The sequence below is a fragment of the Streptomyces sp. NPDC085596 genome, from assembly GCF_044541565.1.
Taxonomy (GTDB): Bacteria; Actinomycetota; Actinomycetes; order Streptomycetales; family Streptomycetaceae; genus Streptomyces.
In genome coordinates this window covers 7,354-24,388 of record NZ_JBITTC010000003.1, presented here as the reverse complement: position 1 = coordinate 24,388, position 17,035 = coordinate 7,354, and the positions used below count along the sequence as shown (strand labels likewise).

General features: G+C 69.1%; 15 protein-coding genes and 3 pseudogenes. 12 read left to right on the top strand and 6 right to left on the bottom strand.

Features of this window, described 5'->3' with window-relative positions:
- Positions 1-42: 42 nt before the first annotated feature.
- Positions 43-1,305, bottom strand: a complete 1,263-nt coding sequence (locus tag ACIGA3_RS10105) for an MFS transporter (RefSeq protein WP_399712605.1) — start codon at positions 1,303-1,305, stop codon at positions 43-45.
- 111 nt (positions 1,306-1,416) lie between these two features.
- Between ACIGA3_RS10105 and ACIGA3_RS10100 the strand changes: the two genes are divergently transcribed.
- Positions 1,417-1,794: an ArsR/SmtB family transcription factor gene (locus ACIGA3_RS10100; RefSeq protein WP_399712602.1), complete on the top strand. Its 378-nt coding sequence runs from the start codon at positions 1,417-1,419 to the stop codon at positions 1,792-1,794.
- 561 nt (positions 1,795-2,355) lie between these two features.
- On the opposite strand, the gene ACIGA3_RS10095 is transcribed toward ACIGA3_RS10100, so the two are convergent.
- On the bottom strand, positions 2,356-2,718 hold the full coding sequence (locus ACIGA3_RS10095; protein WP_399712600.1) for a winged helix-turn-helix transcriptional regulator: 363 nt from the start codon (positions 2,716-2,718) through the stop codon (positions 2,356-2,358).
- Positions 2,719-2,772: 54 nt separating this feature from the next.
- Here ACIGA3_RS10095 and ACIGA3_RS10090 point away from each other — a divergent pair, with 54 nt between their 5' ends.
- The gene (locus ACIGA3_RS10090) at positions 2,773-4,032 is read left to right on the top strand and encodes an MFS transporter (RefSeq protein WP_399712597.1); all 1,260 of its coding nucleotides are present in this window, start codon (positions 2,773-2,775) and stop codon (positions 4,030-4,032) included.
- Between the two features lie 185 nt (positions 4,033-4,217).
- Here the strand turns inward: ACIGA3_RS10090 and ACIGA3_RS10085 are convergent, their stop codons facing one another.
- A complete protein-coding gene (locus ACIGA3_RS10085; protein ID WP_399712595.1) occupies positions 4,218-4,613 on the bottom strand; it encodes a hypothetical protein in 396 nt (131 codons plus the stop codon).
- Between the two features lie 174 nt (positions 4,614-4,787).
- Between ACIGA3_RS10085 and ACIGA3_RS10080 the strand changes: the two genes are divergently transcribed.
- A complete protein-coding gene (locus ACIGA3_RS10080; protein ID WP_399712593.1) occupies positions 4,788-5,276 on the top strand; it encodes a hypothetical protein in 489 nt (162 codons plus the stop codon).
- A 71-nt stretch (positions 5,277-5,347) separates the two neighbouring features.
- Here ACIGA3_RS10080 and ACIGA3_RS10075 read toward each other — a convergent pair.
- Positions 5,348-5,632, bottom strand: a pseudogene (locus ACIGA3_RS10075) (transposase); the annotation flags it as partial.
- Between the two features lie 23 nt (positions 5,633-5,655).
- Here ACIGA3_RS10075 and ACIGA3_RS10070 point away from each other — a divergent pair.
- Both ACIGA3_RS10070 and ACIGA3_RS10065 read left to right on the top strand, forming a co-directional pair.
- Positions 5,656-5,907: a hypothetical protein gene (locus tag ACIGA3_RS10070; protein ID WP_399712591.1), complete on the top strand. Its 252-nt coding sequence runs from the start codon at positions 5,656-5,658 to the stop codon at positions 5,905-5,907.
- 455 nt (positions 5,908-6,362) lie between these two features.
- Positions 6,363-7,112, top strand: coding sequence for a transposase family protein (locus ACIGA3_RS10065; RefSeq protein ID WP_399712589.1), 750 nt, complete (start codon positions 6,363-6,365; stop codon positions 7,110-7,112).
- Positions 7,113-7,191: 79 nt separating this feature from the next.
- Here the strand turns inward: ACIGA3_RS10065 and ACIGA3_RS10060 are convergent.
- A pseudogene (locus tag ACIGA3_RS10060) lies at positions 7,192-7,482 on the bottom strand (ATP-binding protein); the annotation flags it as partial.
- A gap of 265 nt (positions 7,483-7,747) precedes the next feature.
- Here ACIGA3_RS10060 and ACIGA3_RS10055 point away from each other — a divergent pair.
- Together ACIGA3_RS10055 and ACIGA3_RS10050 are read left to right on the top strand one after the other, a co-directional pair.
- Entirely contained in the window at positions 7,748-8,539 is a 792-nt protein-coding gene (locus ACIGA3_RS10055; protein ID WP_399712586.1) for a carbon-nitrogen hydrolase family protein, read from the top strand.
- A 151-nt stretch (positions 8,540-8,690) separates the two neighbouring features.
- The gene (locus tag ACIGA3_RS10050) at positions 8,691-9,203 is read left to right on the top strand and encodes a DinB family protein (protein WP_399712583.1); all 513 of its coding nucleotides are present in this window, start codon (positions 8,691-8,693) and stop codon (positions 9,201-9,203) included.
- Positions 9,204-9,209: 6 nt separating this feature from the next.
- Here ACIGA3_RS10050 and ACIGA3_RS10045 read toward each other — a convergent pair.
- Positions 9,210-10,046, bottom strand: a pseudogene (locus ACIGA3_RS10045) (IS630 family transposase); the annotation flags it as partial.
- Positions 10,047-10,457: 411 nt separating this feature from the next.
- Between ACIGA3_RS10045 and ACIGA3_RS10040 the strand changes: the two are divergent.
- From ACIGA3_RS10040 to ACIGA3_RS10020, 5 genes are all read left to right on the top strand, one after another.
- Positions 10,458-10,715 carry a hypothetical protein gene (locus ACIGA3_RS10040; RefSeq protein WP_399712580.1) on the top strand — a complete coding sequence of 86 codons (258 nt, stop codon included), beginning with the start codon at positions 10,458-10,460 and terminating at the stop codon, positions 10,713-10,715.
- Between the two features lie 1,398 nt (positions 10,716-12,113).
- Positions 12,114-14,324: a telomere-associated protein Tap gene (gene tap / locus ACIGA3_RS10035; protein WP_399712578.1), complete on the top strand. Its 2,211-nt coding sequence runs from the start codon at positions 12,114-12,116 to the stop codon at positions 14,322-14,324.
- Between the two features lie 6 nt (positions 14,325-14,330).
- Positions 14,331-14,888: a telomere-protecting terminal protein Tpg gene (tpg, locus tag ACIGA3_RS10030; protein WP_399712575.1), complete on the top strand. Its 558-nt coding sequence runs from the start codon at positions 14,331-14,333 to the stop codon at positions 14,886-14,888.
- 608 nt (positions 14,889-15,496) lie between these two features.
- Positions 15,497-16,240 carry an IPT/TIG domain-containing protein gene (locus ACIGA3_RS10025; RefSeq protein WP_399712572.1) on the top strand — a complete coding sequence of 248 codons (744 nt, stop codon included), beginning with the start codon at positions 15,497-15,499 and terminating at the stop codon, positions 16,238-16,240.
- A 169-nt stretch (positions 16,241-16,409) separates the two neighbouring features.
- Positions 16,410-17,035, top strand: a 626-nt coding sequence (locus ACIGA3_RS10020) for an IPT/TIG domain-containing protein (protein ID WP_399712570.1), incomplete at its 3' end; no start/stop codon positions are given.

Sequence of the window (17,035 nt, the reverse complement as noted above, 5' to 3'; positions counted from 1 at the left end):
TGGTGCGCCATGCCTCGAGCGCGTTCCGGGCCCAATTGGCTGTCAGGCCGGGTCTGTCACGTGATGCCGGGTTGCGCGGACCGTGAGCCCGCCGATGACGGCAAGGGCCATCAGGGCAGTGCCGAAGATGGTGGCGCCGTTGGTCAGGCCCAGCGCGTCGCTGAGGTAGCCGGCGGAGACGGGCAGGATGCCGGCCGGGATGTAACCGCCAACGTTGAGGGCGGCGTTGGCCTCGGCGAGGCGCTGCGGTGGGATGCTGGAGTTGAGCAGCGACAGGCCCCCCAGCTGGCCCATGCCCTGGCCCGCGCCGGCTAGCAGTGCCGAGACGACCAGGGCCGTCACGGACGAGGTGTGCACGGCGGCAATGAGTGTGAGCATGCTCAGCGTGGTGCTGACCGCGCCGGCCGTGAGGATGGTGCGCCGCTTCAGGCGCTGTACGGCGAACTGCACGCCGGTGGCGGCGAGGAACATCACGAAGGCCATGGCTCCGGCGACGATCCGACTGGTGGCGCCCAGCAGGCCGGACAGTAGCGAGGGGCCGAGTGAGAGTACGAAGGACGTGGCGGTGATGCCGGGTGCGAACACCGCGATGCCCAGGGTGATCTGACGGCCGTTGCCGTGCGGGACCCCGGGCACCCGGATCCATGAGCCCTTGGCGCCCGCCTCGGGACGGCGCACCGGCATGCGCAGGACGGCGAGCGCCGCCGTGACAAGGAGCACGGCCTCGACGACGAAGACGGTGACGGTCGGCGCGGGCGCCGTCTCGGAGAGCACCCCGGCCAGCAGCGGGCCGAGTCCGGCGCCGAACACCATCGCGCAGGAGGCGAGCAGGGCGGCGATCCGCTTGCGCTCCGGCCCGGCGACGTCGGTCACCGCGGCCATGCCGGCCGAGACGACGGCGCCTACCGCGATGCCCGTGAACAGTCTGGCCACGATCAGCGCGGCCACGCTGGTGGCGGTCGCGAAGATCAGGCAGGCGGCCAGGGCGAGCGCCAGGGCGGGCAGCAGGACGGGCTTGCGGCCGAGCCGGTCGGAGACCACACCGGAGACGAGCAGCGAGCCGATCAGACCGAAGACGTAGAAGGCGAACACCACGGTCAGGGTGCCCTTGGAGAACCCGATGTCGCGCTGCCACAGCACATACAGCGGGGTCGCCGCGTTCGAGAGCACGAATACGGCGGTGACCGGCCACGCGGCGAGCCACACCCACCACAGTGGAGCGGCGGACCGTACGGCGGTCCGCGTGGCGTCCGCTCGCCGTTGCCCCTCGACGGCTGTTTCGCATGCGGTCCGGGTCTCGGACATGGCGATTCCTCTCGATCTGGTCTCTGACACTCCAGTAGTACGAGTTGAGTCGAACTTAACATGCAGTACGATCAAAGTCGTACATAGGAATTGCGTTATAAGGAGTTGCCCATGCCCGCCACCCCGGCGGCAGTGCCCGCCTTCAAGGCGCATCCTGAGCCGTCCGGCCTGCCCGAACCCCTGCCGGAGCCCGCCTTGGACGACCTGCGCCTGGAGACCGTGCTCGGCGCACTCAGCGACCCCCTGCGCCTGACGATCGTCCGCAAACTCCTCCTGGAATCCGAGAGCTTCGACCACACCTGCGGCTGGTTCGGCATTGACCGGCCCAAGTCATCCCTGACCCACCACTTCAAGGCGCTGCGCGAAGCCGGCGTCACCCGCCAGCGTCAGTACGGCCTCGAGCGCCGCAGCCACGTCCGCGTCGACGACCTCAACGCCCGCTTCCCCGGCCTGCTGGACCTCGTGGCGGCCTGGCCCCCGCAGACCTGAAACCTGCGACCGATCGGCAAGCAGAGGCATACCGGTGGACCTGGCGGCTGTGGCGTGCGGAGTGCGACTCGTCCTCGTCCGCGTCCCTTGGCGCGGAGGACCTCGCCCCGGACCGCCCGTCGGATCTCCGGCCCCCGGTCGGCGTCGGACGCGCGCCGTGTCGAACTCACCCGGCCAAGCCGACCGGTACGGCCCCGCACAGCTCGGGCTGCGCTCGCCCACGTGGCCCCCAGCAGGCGTGAGGCGCGACCTGGCATGCGCAGGGGTAAGCGGGGTTCGACAAGGCCGGCAGACCGAGTGGCTCAGGCACCTCGTCGATGCCGCCGTCGCTGCGCTGCAGCACATGCCGGAAGTACTGGCCGTCGGCGGGCCGCAAACAGACTCGCTCGCCGTCGCCGCGCCCTGCCTTGTGGGCGGTCAGAGCCCGGCGGGCTTCGTCCACGTCGGCGCTGACCCGGGTGGAAGAGCCAGGCGGGCCCCAGGGCCAAGCGCCGTCCGGCCGGCGTGGAGGCGAGATCCTCGTGCGCGGCCGCCATCCGGTACGGCTCGCCGCGAACGCAGTTACCGTTGCGCGTCGGCTTGTGCGCGGGCGCGTTCGATGTCGGGGACGTGGTTCTCGGCCCATTCCCGTACGGCACGTAGGGGTGTCAGCAGTGACCGCCCGAGGTCGGTGAGGGCGTACTCGACGTGCGGGGGATGCGCGGGAATCTCCGTGCGAGAGATCAGACCGTCGTACTCCATCGTGCGAAGCGTCTCGGTGAGCGCCTTCGGTGTGATCCCCCGGATATGCGCCTTGAGTTCGGTGAATCGCATCGGCCTGTTGTCCAGCGCGTTGACGATGAACACCGTCCAGCGCGCCCCGATCCGGTGCAGAACAGTGCGACTGGGGCAGGTCGCGGCCATGACGTTGTAGGCGTTACCCATGCACGACTCCCGGTAGCGTTGTAGATACCGGTATAGAATCTATACCGTCCGGTCGTGACTATTCCCGATAGCGCGGGCCGTCCCTCGATGGCCCGCCACCGCCGTTTCGTCGCAGCGATCGTCATCGACTCGATCGGCACTGGCGTCTTCGTCCCCGTTTCGATGCTGTACTTCCTGGCCACGACGTCGCTGACGCTGGTGCAGGTGGGCACGGCACTGACGACGGCCGGGCTGCTGGCGCTCCCGGCGGGTCCGCTGGCCGGCGGACTGGTCGACCGGTACGGCGCCAAGCCGGTACTGCAGGCGGCAAACCTGGCCCAGGCGCTCGGCTTCGCCGGGTATCTCCTCGTGGGCCAGACCTGGCAGATCGCCCTCTGCGCCTGGTTGAACAGTGCCGGGCGGGCGGTGTTCTTCAGCTGCTACGGCGTGACCGTCACGGCATTGGCCGTGCCCGGCCGACGCGAGCACTGGTTCGGTCTCCTGGGGTCGGTACGCAACCTCGGCTACGCACTCGGCGGCCTCCTCACCGCCGTCGCCGTCAGCTTCGGTACGCGCGGCGTCTACGCCGCGATCGTGGTCGTCAATGCCTTGTCCTATGCCACCGCCTTCGTTCTGATGCGGGTCGTGCCGAATGTCCGTCCCGAGGCGGGCCAGGACGCTGCCGGCGGATGGGGGCGCGTGCTCCGGGACCGGCGGTACCTGTCACTGGTCGCGCATCAGCTGTGCTTCGCGATCTCCTTGTTCGCCCTCAACATCGCGATACCGGTCTACGCCGTGAACGTGCTGGGACTGCCTGGCTGGACGGCCGGCGCGGTCTACGCGCTCAACGCCCTGATGGTCGGCTTCGGCCAAGTCATCGTCGTCGGGTGGCTCAGAGGGCGGATCCGCAGCCGCGTCCTCGTCGCCGGACACGCCTGCTTCGCGGCCGGCTACCTCCTGTTCCTCGCCGCCCACCGCGCGGCCACGCTCGCCCTCGCGGTCGGCGTCGTGCTGCTCGGTGCAGTCAGCTACACCTTCGGGGAAATCCTCGGCGGCCCCATCACGTCGACTGTCGCCGCGGAGAGCGCCCCAGACGCTCTCCGCGGCCGGTACTTGGCCCTCAACCAACTCGCCGTGACTGTCGCAGGAGCGGTCGCTCCGGCCGCCCTCTCCGGATTGCTGTCCACGGGGGCAGCCGCGATCTGGCTGCCCCTGGTCGGCGTCAGCGTCCTCGGAGCCACGCTGGCCACCACGATCGGCAAACTGGTGCCAGCGGCGCACAGCCGCATCGGAGGTGTCGAGTGCCGTGACCGCACGGGTTCACAGGGGTGTTGAGGGTCATTGCGGCTGGATGGAGCTCCTGGCTCTGTTCATGAGAACGGACAGCAGATGTTCGCGACTTCGGGAGGCGCCGCGGGCGCACCGCGAAGTTGAACGCTGCTTGACGTAGCCATGACGGTCTCGGGATCTCGTGTGTGCGGCGCCGGCTGCGTTTGAGTCGCCTGGGCGGCCCGACGTGCTCAATGGTCACCTGTATGCGGGCGCGCGGGGCGTGGCAGTGGCTGACGCCAGTCGCCCAGATTCGTGAGGAGGAACTGACGGGTGAGGGAACGTATGTCGTCCCACGCCGGGTCTGTGGTCAGGGAGTTGGCCCAGAGGCCGACGCGGCAGGCGGTATCGATCTCGCCGAGGCGACGGCCGATGGCCCGAAGGCCGCGCAGATCCACGGGCTCGAACACTCCACGTTCAGCGAGTCCTTCGGAGACGCGGCAGAGAAGTTCCGCCTCTTCAACTGCGTCCTTCGTCCCCAGCTCACGCTCGCCCAGCCAGGCGATCTGGTCCTGGGTGTCGGCTGCGAGGAGGGCCATGAAGCGCAGCGTCCAGGTGCGCAGGTTGGTGTCGCCGAGATGGTTCATCACTGCAGGATCGCACCTGGTTCCGAAGCCGCGTTCGATGGCACGGAGAGGCGGCAGGCCGGCGCAGCGCCCGCGAACGTTGGGGTACGCGATCGTGCCGACCTGGTGAGCCGTGCTGAGGGCCCTGCATTATGCAGGTGTGGGCCAGCACGAGAAGATGCCAGAGTCGCCGTCATGACCTTGATGAACGTGCTCGTCGACTTCGCCCGGACCGGCCGTGTCGGCCCCCTTCACTGCGGCATGCCGCTGACCGAGGCCGAGGATCTCCTGGGTCCAGGACGCCCGCACCCCGCTATCCGGATGAGACCGGATATTGACGGCTACCCCCACGCCTGGAACGGCCTGGAGCTGGTTATCACCCAACACCTTGTAAGCGGAATCTGGATCAGACTCCGGCCAGGCTCGACGACCAAGCTGCCGCCCCTGGTCTTGCCCGAATCACAGTCCTACCCGTCCACAGTGCTCCGAGAAGACCTGATCGCTGGCCTTGATGCAGTCGACTGCCGCCACGACGTCAACGACCGCCTCACGTTCGGAGAGCAATCCAGCATCCTTACCCAACCCGCTGACGTCTGCGCGGTGTTCTTCACGCCTGGCCGTGACGACCACGTGCCCCATCGTGAACGCCTCTATCTCGGCGTGATCCACAAGCACACCGGTTGACATCTTTGCTTCCACAGAACGCCCTGGCCGACTGTGTACTGGTACTTCACCTGGTGGCACGACGATGGCATGAGACGGGTGATGCACCGTTCGACGGTGTTGCGTCGCTTGTATGCCTCCGCGTCGAAGCTGGGCGGACGACCCCCGGAACGGCCTCGCCGGAGGCGGTGTCCGACCTGGTCAGAGGGCTGCGGGATGACGGCCTGGATGTCTCGGCTGCGAAGATGCCGGCGGATTGCCCGGGATGCATGGGCCCGGTCCGCAAGGACGAAGTCGGGTCGTGTTCGTGGCCTGCCCAGGCCGGTGCGCGGGACTCTGATGCGGGCCATGACCGTCTCAAAGGCCGGCGCGTCGCCTCCCCCTCACCTTTACGACCGCCGTGATCGTCCTGGTGATCGTCCACAAGCAACTGGACATCAGACCTCGGCTCGCGGTCATTCCGCCGACGATCCTGCTGGCACCGATACCCCTCGCCGCCGCACAAGCGACTGCCGGCGGTTGGACGGCCGCCATCGTGGGCGGAGCGTGGTCATGCTCGCTCGCACTGGCCGCATGGAGCCGCTACCGGATCCTGGGCCTCACGGCTTCCACGACGCTCCTACTCGCCTCGCTCGTCGTCCTCTACCGCTGAGGGGGACCGGGGAAGCACTTGGATGCCACCTTCGGGCCACGCCTCCGTCAGGTTGGAAGAAGAGCGTCTGTGGCCGGGGGCTGTTGCCGCTGCCCTGGCGGAGTGCCGGTGGTATCTGGGGCTACCGGGGCGCGTTCTGCCGGATCCGGTGATGGGCTGTGACCGCTGTGACCCTCTGGTGGCGCGAGACCGTCTGGAGGATGTGCTGCTGTGGCTTCCCCGTGGTACCCGGACAGACCTTGGCAGGCTCGTTGCCAGGTTGGACGCCGAGTTCGACCGCAGGGCCGTCTCCCTCAGCTCTCACCTCGTGCCGGCAACTCCGTTCAGTGAGCATTTTCAGTGTGGCCACTGATCGGGTGACGGGAGTGGTGTGGGGTCGGGGCGCGCAACGGACAGGGCTCCCGTGCCGTTGAGGGAGGTGTTCGACGTCTCAACTCAGCAGCACAGGAGCCCCGTTGGTTCCGTATCCTGCCGCACTCGACCTGCCCCACGCCCTGGTTGAGTGGGTCACGATGCTCATCGTCACCCGCGAGGGTGACCGGCGGTGCAAACTACCGCCGCACCGGCGCGCGCTGGTCGCACTCGTGTACCTGCGCCGCCACGACACCCTCGCCCGAATCGCCACGGCCTTCGGGATATCCGTCGGCACCGCCCACGCCTACGTCACCGCGGTCACCGAACTGCTCGCCGAGCAGGCACCGGGCCTGCTGAAGACACTGCGCGCGCACGACCCGGACTTCGCCCTCCTGGACGGCACGCTCACCGAGTGCGACCGCGTCGGCGACGGCAGGGCCGACTACTCCTCGAAACACAAGCGGCACGGCGTGAACGTGCAGGTCGTGACCGACCCGGCCGGCAAGATTCTCTGGCTGTCGCCCGCCCTGCCGGGCCGGACCCACGATCTGACGGCCGCCCGCACCCACAGGATCCTCCGGATCTGCGCGCGCCAGGGCGTCCCGGTCCTCGCCGACATGGCCTACATCGGCGCCGGCGACTGGGTCACCACTGCCAAGCGCCGCCCACCCAACGGCGAACTCACTCTCACCGAGCGGACCGGGAACCGATCCCTGGCCGCGGCCCGGGCACCCGTCGAACGAGGCATGGCACGGCTGAAGTCCTGGCAGATCTTCCGTAGATCCCGCATCAGCCCCAACCGCATGACCGTCATCACCAAAGCCGTCCTCACCCTGGAGAGGCACCGCTGAAAACGCTCAGTGCTTGCGGATACCGGCGTCGGCGATTCATGGAGAACTGAGGGTCGGATGGTTCCTCGCTGCTCAGCGTTCAGCTGACCGGCTGCTGTTCGGCGCGGGTGGTGGCGAGGCGGTAGGAGTCGGTGCCGGTCTCGATGATGTTGCCGCCGAGGGTGAGGCGGTCGACGATGGCCGCGCAGAGGCGGGGGTCGGTGAAGGTCTTGGTCCAGCCGGAGAAGGATTCGTTGGAGGCGATGGCGACGCTGTTCTTCTCCTCACGTTCGGTCAGGACCAGGAAGAGGAGTTCGGCGCCGCGGCGGTCGAGTTCCATGCAGCCCAGCTCGTCGATGCAGAGCAGGTCGACGCAGCCGTAGCGGGCGATGGCCTCGGGGCTCGCGAGCGCATCCCGTCCTCAGGCGATGCGTTGGCCATGCCCTGGGACGAGATCAGCGGGGTCGGCTGAGGTACGGGGCGCATGTGCGGCTGTCGGCGAGGTTGATCACAGCGAGCGGTGGTCCGGAGCGGCGTGGTGTGGTGGGGCGGAGCCGGTCGCGGCGCGAACAATTCACCGAAGGCGACGGCCCGGCCGCTGGGCAGTGCACCGCATCGCCCCTCAGGTGTCCGGGCTGTGCAGCACAATGAGTCGCATGACAAGACTTCGCATCGCGCTCGCCAACCTCGAAATTCCCGAGAATCCAGAAGACTCCGTGGTGCGAGCCGAGCGTGCGGTCAGAGCCGCTGCTGCTGCCGACGCGCATATCGTGTGCTTCCCGGAAGCGTACGTGCCGGGCTACCCATGGCCGCCGCAATCGCGTAAGGCCGTGAGCGCCGACTTCTTGGAAGCCGCGCACGAGCGCATCGCCCAGGCCGCGCGGGAGAGCCACATCTACGTGGTGCTCGGTACGGAGCGGTACGTTTCCGACAAGCCACGTCTGACCACGCTCGTACTTCGACCCGACGGCGATCGAGCGGGATATCAGGACAAGGTGCAGCTCGACCCGGAAGAAGATTCCATATACGAGGCGGGCAGTGATCGCCGGATATTCGAAGTCGACGGCGTCCGTTTCGGTATCGTGATTTGTCACGAGGGCTTTCGCTATCCGGAGACGGTACGCTGGGCCGTTCGCAACGGTGCCCAGTTGGTGTTCCACCCGCACTATAGCGAAGCGGAGCCCGGCGCGTTTCAGCCAACTGAATTCGCCGACCCGAGAAACTCCTTCCATGAGAAGGCACTTCTATGTCGCGCCGCCGAGAACAATTGCTACGTCGCCGCCGTCAACTGCGCGAGCCCGGGATCGCCCACGACATCAGCCGTAGTGCGGCCGGACGGCGTGCTGCTCAGCCATCAGCCTTACGGAAGGCCCGGGCTGTTGGTATGCGACATCGATCCCGCCGAAGCCACGCCACTGCTCGCGCAACGCCTGAAACCGCTCGGCTGAGGTCGCGGTTGTGGACCGAGCCTGACATCGACGCTCAGCACACGCTCATCACCGAACGGGGGCGAGGGCATGCTAGTGCCGCATCAGGCAACGTTCGCCGCGTTGTCGGCCCTGCCTGCCGACGGCTTCGACCGCTGGCGATAATCGACCAATGAGCACCGTCGAACGCCCTATGCCGCCCCTGAACGCCGACGAGCGCACCACGCTCGAAAGCTGGCTCGACTTCCACCGCACCACGCTGGCCATGAAGTGTGAGGGCCTGGACGATGAGCAGGCGGCCGTCGCGTCCGTGCCGCCGTCCGGCTTCACGTTGACCGGCCTCGTCCAGCACATGGCGGAGGTGGAGCGGAACTGGTTCCGCAGAGTGTTCGCCGGAGAACAGGCTCCGCCCATCTTCGACCCGCAGGCCGACCCGGATGGTGTGGACGGCGGCTTCGAGCTGGCTTCGGGCGCCACCTTGGGCGACGCCCTCGCCACCTGGCACGCGGAGATCGCCCGCGCTCGCGAGCTCTGCGCCGACCGTGCGCTGGCCGACATCGGTCGCTTCATGGAGCAGGACGTCAGCCTCCGCTGGATCTACGTCCACATGATCGAGGAGTATGCCCGCCACAACGGCCACGCCGATCTGGTGCGGGAACGCATCGACGGCGCCACCGGCGTGTAGCGCGGATCAGGCAGCGTTGGCACTGTCGACGACGGCGCGTAGGCGCCGGTCGTCGGCGTGGCGGTTTCGCCAGATGATGTAGCGGCGGATCATGCTGCCCTGCCCCTTGTGGTCGGCGTGATCCGTGCCGTCGAGGGCAAAGTAGCGCAGGGCCGTGAACTGGGCCTCGATCCGGTTCAGCCAGGAGGAGTTCGTCGGTGTGTAGGCGATCTCGACGTTGTTCGCCGTGGCCCAGGTGCCGACCCGCTGGCACTTCTTCGTGGTCAGGTGCGGGGAGAAGTTGTCACAGATGATGGCGATGCGCACCTCTGCCGAGTAAAGCGTGCGCAGGTAGCGGCAGAACGCCAGGAACTGGGTGCGCCGCTTGATCGGCTTGATGTGGCCGTAGAGCTTGTCCTTGGCCAGGTCCAGGGCGGCGAACAGGTGCCGCACTCCGCCGTAGCGATGATAGGTCGCCCGGCGCCGCCGGCGTGGTTCACGGTCGGGGCCCTTGTGCTTGCCTCCGCGTTCGGCCCACTGCCGCCCGGGGTGCGGCATCAGGTTGAGCGGTCCGAACTCGTCCATGCAGAAGATGACTTCGGGCTCGCCGTCCTCGGGTATGACCTCGCCGTCGGCGATCGCGTAAAGGTGCTCAACCCGGGCCTTCTTGGCCGCGTAGTCCGGATCGCGGGAGGTCTTCCAGGTCTTCAGGCGTTGAAATGAGACGCCCTCCTCGCGGAGCAGGATGCGCAGGCCCTCGTGGCTGATGTCGTCGACCACCCCCTCGGCTACCAGGAAGTCCGCCAGCTTGGACAAACTCCAGGTCGAGAACGGCAGGTCGTGCTCGGTCGGTTTGGACTTGGAGGGAGCAGCGTGCAGAGGCCGATCACCGCCCACCAGGGCGGCCCGAAGCGAAGGAGCCACCACGATGACCACGCACCGACCACCAGCAGGCGCCCGGCGCGCCCGCCCCGACCACGAGCCCGGCCAGCGCCGGGCAAGCCGCTCCGGCCTCCTGTGGCACGGGCTTGGGGCGCCACTGTGGAACCCGCGTTGGTGCCCGGCACCCGGTGACACTGAAAACCCACAGGTCACCAGGCAGATACGGCCGCGCGCCGCGTTGTCACAACCTCTTCTCTCCTCCTGAACTTCTATGTGATGTCCGTGGAAGAGGACATCATCGGGGTCCGGGGGCCGGATGCCCTCTGCGGCCGGGCGAGGCCGGCGCCCGGCAGGTGGCCGCGCGCGACAGACGACGGGGAAGGAGCGGAGCTGATGGCGGGGAAGCGTGAGGAGAACCCGGCGGTACCGTCGAACAACCCCCGCCGGGACGTGTTGCGCGTGCTCGGGGTGCTGAAGGTCGCGACGGCCGAACAGGCCAGCAGATCGCGGCCCCGCACCCTGAGCTACCGCCACACCGACAAGACTCCGGCCTGTCATCGCCCTCGTCTGCCCGCCGCCACTACTACGGCACACCCGCCGCTGCCGCTCCGCCTGTTGAAGAGTCCGGCTGGCCAGCAGACCGCTGGCTGACTCTGCCCGTGCTGGACCGCCTCGTCTCCTACGGCAGCCTCGCCCCCTGTACCGCCCCGTGCGCGCCGCCGCCGATCACTTTCCGGCACCGCCCGCCACCCACACCCCTCACCGAGCAGACAGCCCGGGAAGCCGTCCGACGCCTGGCCGCCGCGACCGCCCATCCCCGTCTGGCCGCCGCCCTCGCCGCCGCGCGCTTCACCGGCGTCTCCTTCCAACAGCTTGCCACCGCCCGCCCCGGCGACTACGACGACATCGCGGACACCCTGGCGCTGCATGACCACGCCCGCTATACCGACGGCTGCGTTGCCCACCGGGTGCCGCCGTGTGCTTCGCCCGGCTCGCGCCCGGCCAGGACCAGCATCTGCTGGCCGGGGCCCACGCCGCACCCACCTGTTGCGTGGCGGAGGCAGCGAGGCTATGCCCGCCACAGCCGCCTGCCGGCCAGCGCTCCGGACCTGCCGGCCGCATCCAGTGGGACTGGCGCGAACGTAAGGAAGCACAGCGTTACGACGCGATGCTGACGTGGCGTCAGGCCACGCCCTCGCGCTGAGTCCGAACCCTGGTGCACGGTCAGTCGATGGAGAACTCGGCGAACTCCACGTTGGTGAAGGCGATCCCGAGACCGTGGGCGCGTCGGCCTGCGTCCTGGAAGTGGGTATGTTCCGGGGTTCGGGCGGGGATCACCATCCGCTGCTGCTCGCCTCCGTGGGCGTCCCGTGCGGCGAACTGCTCGCGGGGCCGCTTCTCCCGACAGGTACTGGGTGATCAGCTGTACTCGCGGATCGTCCGACGAGCCTGCCGGAGCGGTGAATCCGGACCGAGCCCTGGTGTGGAGGACAACCCTGTCGGCCTCGGCCCGCTCCCGCCGGCGGGAGCGCACCAGGGGCTGCCACCGTGCCCTGACGGCTTCATCGATCAGCCCCGCGTGCACGGCACTGGGACGGCGGCGCATTCCCGGCCGGGTGGTGACCCGCCTGTACCGTGCGCTGAAAGATCCCCAGGAGCACCGCCACGTTCTTCGGGGAGCCCTTCTCCGCCCTGAGCAGGAGCCGGACAGCGGCGTCACGCGTGGGTACGGGACGGGTCAGCAACTCCCGCTCAAGTCCCTTGACGATCTCACCCGTGCCCCCCCCCGGGCGTTCTGCCACCGCGATGGCCGGTGCACGGCGGCCGTCTGCTCTCCCGGATCTCTCACACCAAGCGGTTCTCCCCGGCCGGTTCAGGCAGAGCCAGGACACCGCCGCGGACCCTCGGACGGAGAGCCTGCACCAGCCCAAGCCCGAGGGCGCCCTCCAGGAGCAACCGTGAACCCTCAACCACCATTCACAGCACCCGTACGCGTTTGGTACGCGAAATGTGCGCTTCACGCTAGGGTTGCGGGACAGGAGGTGCTGCATGTCCGAGCTGTTCGACGCGGTCGACGCGCTGGTCGCGTCCCGCTCCCCGCTGCCGCTGCCGCAGGAGCGCAAGCGGCTGCGCCAGGCGCACGGCCTGACGCTGGACGAGGTGGCCGCCGCACTGCAGGTGCGGCGTGCGACGGTCAGCGGCTGGGAGGCCGGCAAGACCGAGCCCAGGCCGCCGGAGCGCGATGCGTACGCCCGCATGCTCAAGCAGCTCGCCCAGCTCTACCCCGCCAACGCTCCCGTGCCCCCCAAGGACACGGCGGCCCCCGAGACGCCTGCCGTTGAAGCCGCTCCCGCGCCACCGGCAGCCGAACCGGCCCAAGCCCGCACCGCACCTACAGGCCCAGCTGCGGAACCTGCGAACACCGCACACCGCCCCGCCGCCCCTGCCGCCGCACCGCACCCGGCCGCCACGACCACGCCGACGCCGCGCCGCCAGGGCGAGAGAAAGCCCCTCCCGGCAGGCGGCGCTGACCCGCGGTTCGAGAACGGGCCGCTTGCGGTCGTCGACGTCGCCGACGGCCAGGTACTGGCGTACTGCGTCGGCGGCCTGGTCCTGGACGTACCGGCGAAGTCCATTCCGGCCTTGGTGGAGTGGACGCTGAGCGAGGGGCGGCTCGGCCAGCCGAAGCTGTCCGGGCCGGGCAAGGACGCCGACCCGCTGATCGTGCTCACCGAGACCGCGTGCGAGCACTACGGCCTGCCGGTGACGCTCACGAAGGAGGAGCGCCTGGCAGGACGGATCCCGGAGGGCCACAAGGTCATCAAGCAACTGACGCGCGCCAACTGGAAGTTGACCAAGCGCGGGTTCGGGCCGTGGGCGCGGATCTACCGCCCCGCCACGGGTTCGGAACGGGCCTGCGTGCAGTTGTGCATCCCGTCGTGGGACGCGCTCGACACCCGCCACTGGGCCGACGCCGCCCACCTGCCACCCGCGGACCTCGCCCGGCTGCTGGGCACGTACGCGTCGAGGGTGATGACGCCGCGCGGATCGACCGCCGTGACCGGGCTGGAACTGATGACAGCGCTGCACCCGCCGACCCGCGCGTCCGAGCCGGACACCGACGGCAAGCGGCACTCCGAGCACAATCCCGGATCGCTGGGCAAGGACCCGGTCGACTGCGCGCCGTGCGAGGCTCCCGACGGGCACCCACTGCTCGCCGACCTGCCACGTTTCCACCACCGCACCCCGGCGGAGGTCCTGGTGGAGGAGGCATACGACTGGGCACGTCCGCTCACCGACGACGAATGCTTGCGCCGCAACCTGGTGGGCATCGACGTGAACATGGCGTTCGCCGCCGGCGCCAACGGCCTCACGGTCGGCCTCGGCGCGCCGACGCACATCAAGGCGCCGGCGTTCGACGCGAAGCTGCCCGGCTCGTGGCTGGTCGATCTGTCGCATGTCGACCTGTCGAGGGTGAAGGTCGCCAAGGACACATGGGTGGACCTGGACGGCAGCCTGCTGCCGAACCCGTTCACGCCGAAGGGCGAGCAGCCCGAAGACCCAGCGTGGTACGCCACGCCCACCGTTGCCTACGCGGTCGAGCTGGGCTACGAGGTGCGCCCGATCGAGGCCTGGGTGCGCTACGACAACGGGCGATACCTGGACAGTTGGTATAACCGGCTGCGCGACGCCTACCTCGCCACGATGTCCGACCTCGGTGTCGACGCCGACCTGCCGCCGGCCGACTTCCTGGCGGCCATGGACGGCTACCGGCAGCGTGACCCGGAGTTGGCGATCGTGGTGTCCGCGGTCAAGGCGACGGTGAAGGGCGGCATCGGCAAGCTGCGCGAGCGTCCGCGCGGAGAGGGGTGGAAGCCCGGGCAGCCGTGGCGGGCCCTTGCCCGGCCGACGTGGCGCCCGGACATCCGCGCCGCCGTCATCTCTCGCACGCGGATCAACATGCACCGCAAGATCGTCAAGCACGCCGCCTTCACCGGACAGTACCCGGTGGCGGTCCTCTCGGACTGCGCGGTCTACGCGTCCGACGGGCCCTCGCCCCTGGACTTCCTGCCCTACCGCGACGGCAAGCCGCTGCCGGGCGGCTTCAGGCTAGGAGTGAACCCGGGTCTGGTGAAGTGGGAGGGCACTCAGAGCGTGCTGTGGGGCGAGGGCATCCGCGAGCAGTTCAACGCCCCGGAACTCAACCTCGCCCGGTACATCAAGGACGGCACCGTCACCGACCAGGACACCGGAGAGTAGACCGCGATGAGCATGTTCGGGGACGGCCTGGACGCCGCAGTGCAGAAGGCGTTCACCCGCCCGGTACCCAAGAGCGCGGGCGCCCAGATGCGGTACCTGGTCAAGCAGCTCAAGGGCACCAAGGCGGTCGCCCAGATGCTGCGCATCTCCCAGCGGACGGTCGAACGGTACGTCAAAGACCAGATCAAAAAGCCCCGCCCGGACCTCGCCGCCCGCCTGGAGAACGAGGTGAGGAAGCGGTGGCAGCCGCAGATCCGCGCTCAGGCCCGGCAGAAGGCGGTTACCACGGGTGGCATCGTCATCGACACCCGCGCCCGCCTCGGCTACACCGCGCCGGTCGGGACGACGGACCAGGACCGGCTCCGGCACCTGACGGTCGCCCTGCCGCCCCACCACGCCGCGCGCCTTTTCGACGCCCAGGAACAGGGTGCCACCGACCAGCAGCTCCAGCAGATCGCCGCCGAAGCACTCAAAGAGGTGTACTTCCAGGACAACGGCCGCCGTGCCGGCCAACTGGAGGAGGTCCGCCTCACCGACATCGAGCACCTCGAGTTCGACCTGTAGATCCTGAACAGCCGCGAGTTGCGTCGACCGCGTGTGACTGCGCCTTACTTGGCGAGTGCAGTGGCTGTGTTGGGGGTGAGGGCGTGTCCGCGCTGGCCAGCCGTGACACCGTTGCCCGGGGGCCGTGTGGTTCGCCAGGACTGCCGCGGTCGTCGGTAATCCGGCCCGTCTTCGGGGCCGACGTCGCTGTCGCTCCGCTTTTCACGGCCCTTGCCCGCGCACCGATGCAGGGCGGTGTGTACGCCGGCTCGGCCCGTCGTGGAGCCTTCTGTGGTCGTGTCGGCCCGACAGGCGGCCATGTACCACCGCAACGCGCCGCCGCGCGCCGTGCGCGCTCCGCCAAATGGTTGATGTCGTGTCAATTCTCTTGGTGGGGTGCTCACTCGGATGGGTTAATTCGGGTGTCTGTATCAATGGGCGATGGTCCATCGAGTCGCCGCGGACGAGCCTCTCTCCCGGGACTGAACTCATCCCGTCCGGAGGGGCCTGCGCACCTCCCCACATCCGCCGGCGGCGGGGCGTGTCGGCCTGGGCCGGTTCGGGACGTCCGTGGATCGGGACACCCAGTCGCTGCTCGGAGAGGACCTCCGAGTGAGGAGGAACCCTTCATGCCCATCAGTCCCAACCAAGGTTCTACCAGCGGCGGAACCACTGTCACCATCACCGGCGTGAACCTGTCCGGTGCCACCGCTGTCCACTTCGGGTCCCGGACGGCCACGATCACCGCGAACACGCCGACCTCGATCACCGTCATCGCCCCCGCGGGCTGCGGCGTCGTCGACGTCAGCGTGACGACCGCGGGAGGGACGAGCAACTCGCTCTCCTTCTTCTGCATCAGCCCGCCGATCGCGGTGTCCGTGGGCCCAGGCTCCGGTCCGACCGCGGGTGGCAACACGGTCACCGTCAACGGTTACGGACTCTCCACAGCCACCGCCGTGTCTTTCGGCTCCAGCAGCGCGACGCCGACGGTCGTCTCGGACAGCCAGCTGTCGGTGGCCGTTCCGGCCGGCAGTTCCAGTGGCTCGGTCACCGTCACCGTCACCACCACCGGGGGCACGACCGCTCCGCTCACCTACGCCTACGTCGACGCGCCGACACTGCTCTCGCTCACCCCCGCCTCGGGACCGACGTCCGGTGGTACCTCGGTGACCGTCGACGGCACCGGTCTGGCGTCCACCACGGCCGTCACCTTCGGCGGTACCACCGCGTCCTTCGCCGTGCTGAACAACACCACGCTGGTGGCCGTCACACCGCCGGGCGCCGCAGGTTCCGCCGATGTCGTCGTGACCACCCAGGGCGGTAGCGCCGCCGTCAGCGGCGCATTCACCTACGTGTCCGGCCCCGGCATCTGACGGTGTCCCGGACGCACGGCTGCGCACGGCTGCGCACGGGTCAGGGCTGCTCCGGTCTACCGACCCGTGCCCCACGGAAGCGGTGCGAACTCACCTACGCCCGCCCGCACCGCTTGCGTGCCCCCCAGCTCGCGGCCCAGCCAGGCCGACCACACCCCTTGGAGTCACCGTGGCCCCTCCCGTCCTCACCTCGGTCGTGCCCCACACGGGTCCGGCGGCGGGCACCAATCCCGTGACCCTGAACGGAAGCCAGTTCACCGGCGCCACCGCTGTCACATTCGGATCCGCGGCCGCACTTTCGTACACGGTCAACACCCCCTCGACGATCACGGCGACCGTCCCGCCCGGAACCGGCACGGTCAACGTCACCGTGCGCACACCCGCCGGGCTCAGCAACACGGTCGCCTACGCCTACGCGGCGACGCCGACCCTCACCGCGATCGCGCCGAACCAGGGCCCGGCGTCCGGCGGGACGAGTGTGGTCCTCACCGGTACCGGCCTGACCGGGACCACGGCCGTCACTTTCGGCAGCGCCCCCGCGACTTCCTGCACTGTCGACTCCGCCACCCAGATCACCGCGGTCGCCCCGGCCGGCACCGGCGCGGTGGCGGTCACCGCGACCACCCTCGGCGGCACCTCGGGGCCGGTGTTCTTCTACTACCTCAACGCGCCCTCGCTGCTGTCCGTCTCGCCCGCCGAGGGCCCGGCGTCCGGCGGGACGAGTGTGGTCCTCACCGGTACCGGCCTGACCGGGACCACGGCCGTCACTTTCGGCAGCGCCCCCGCGACTTCCTG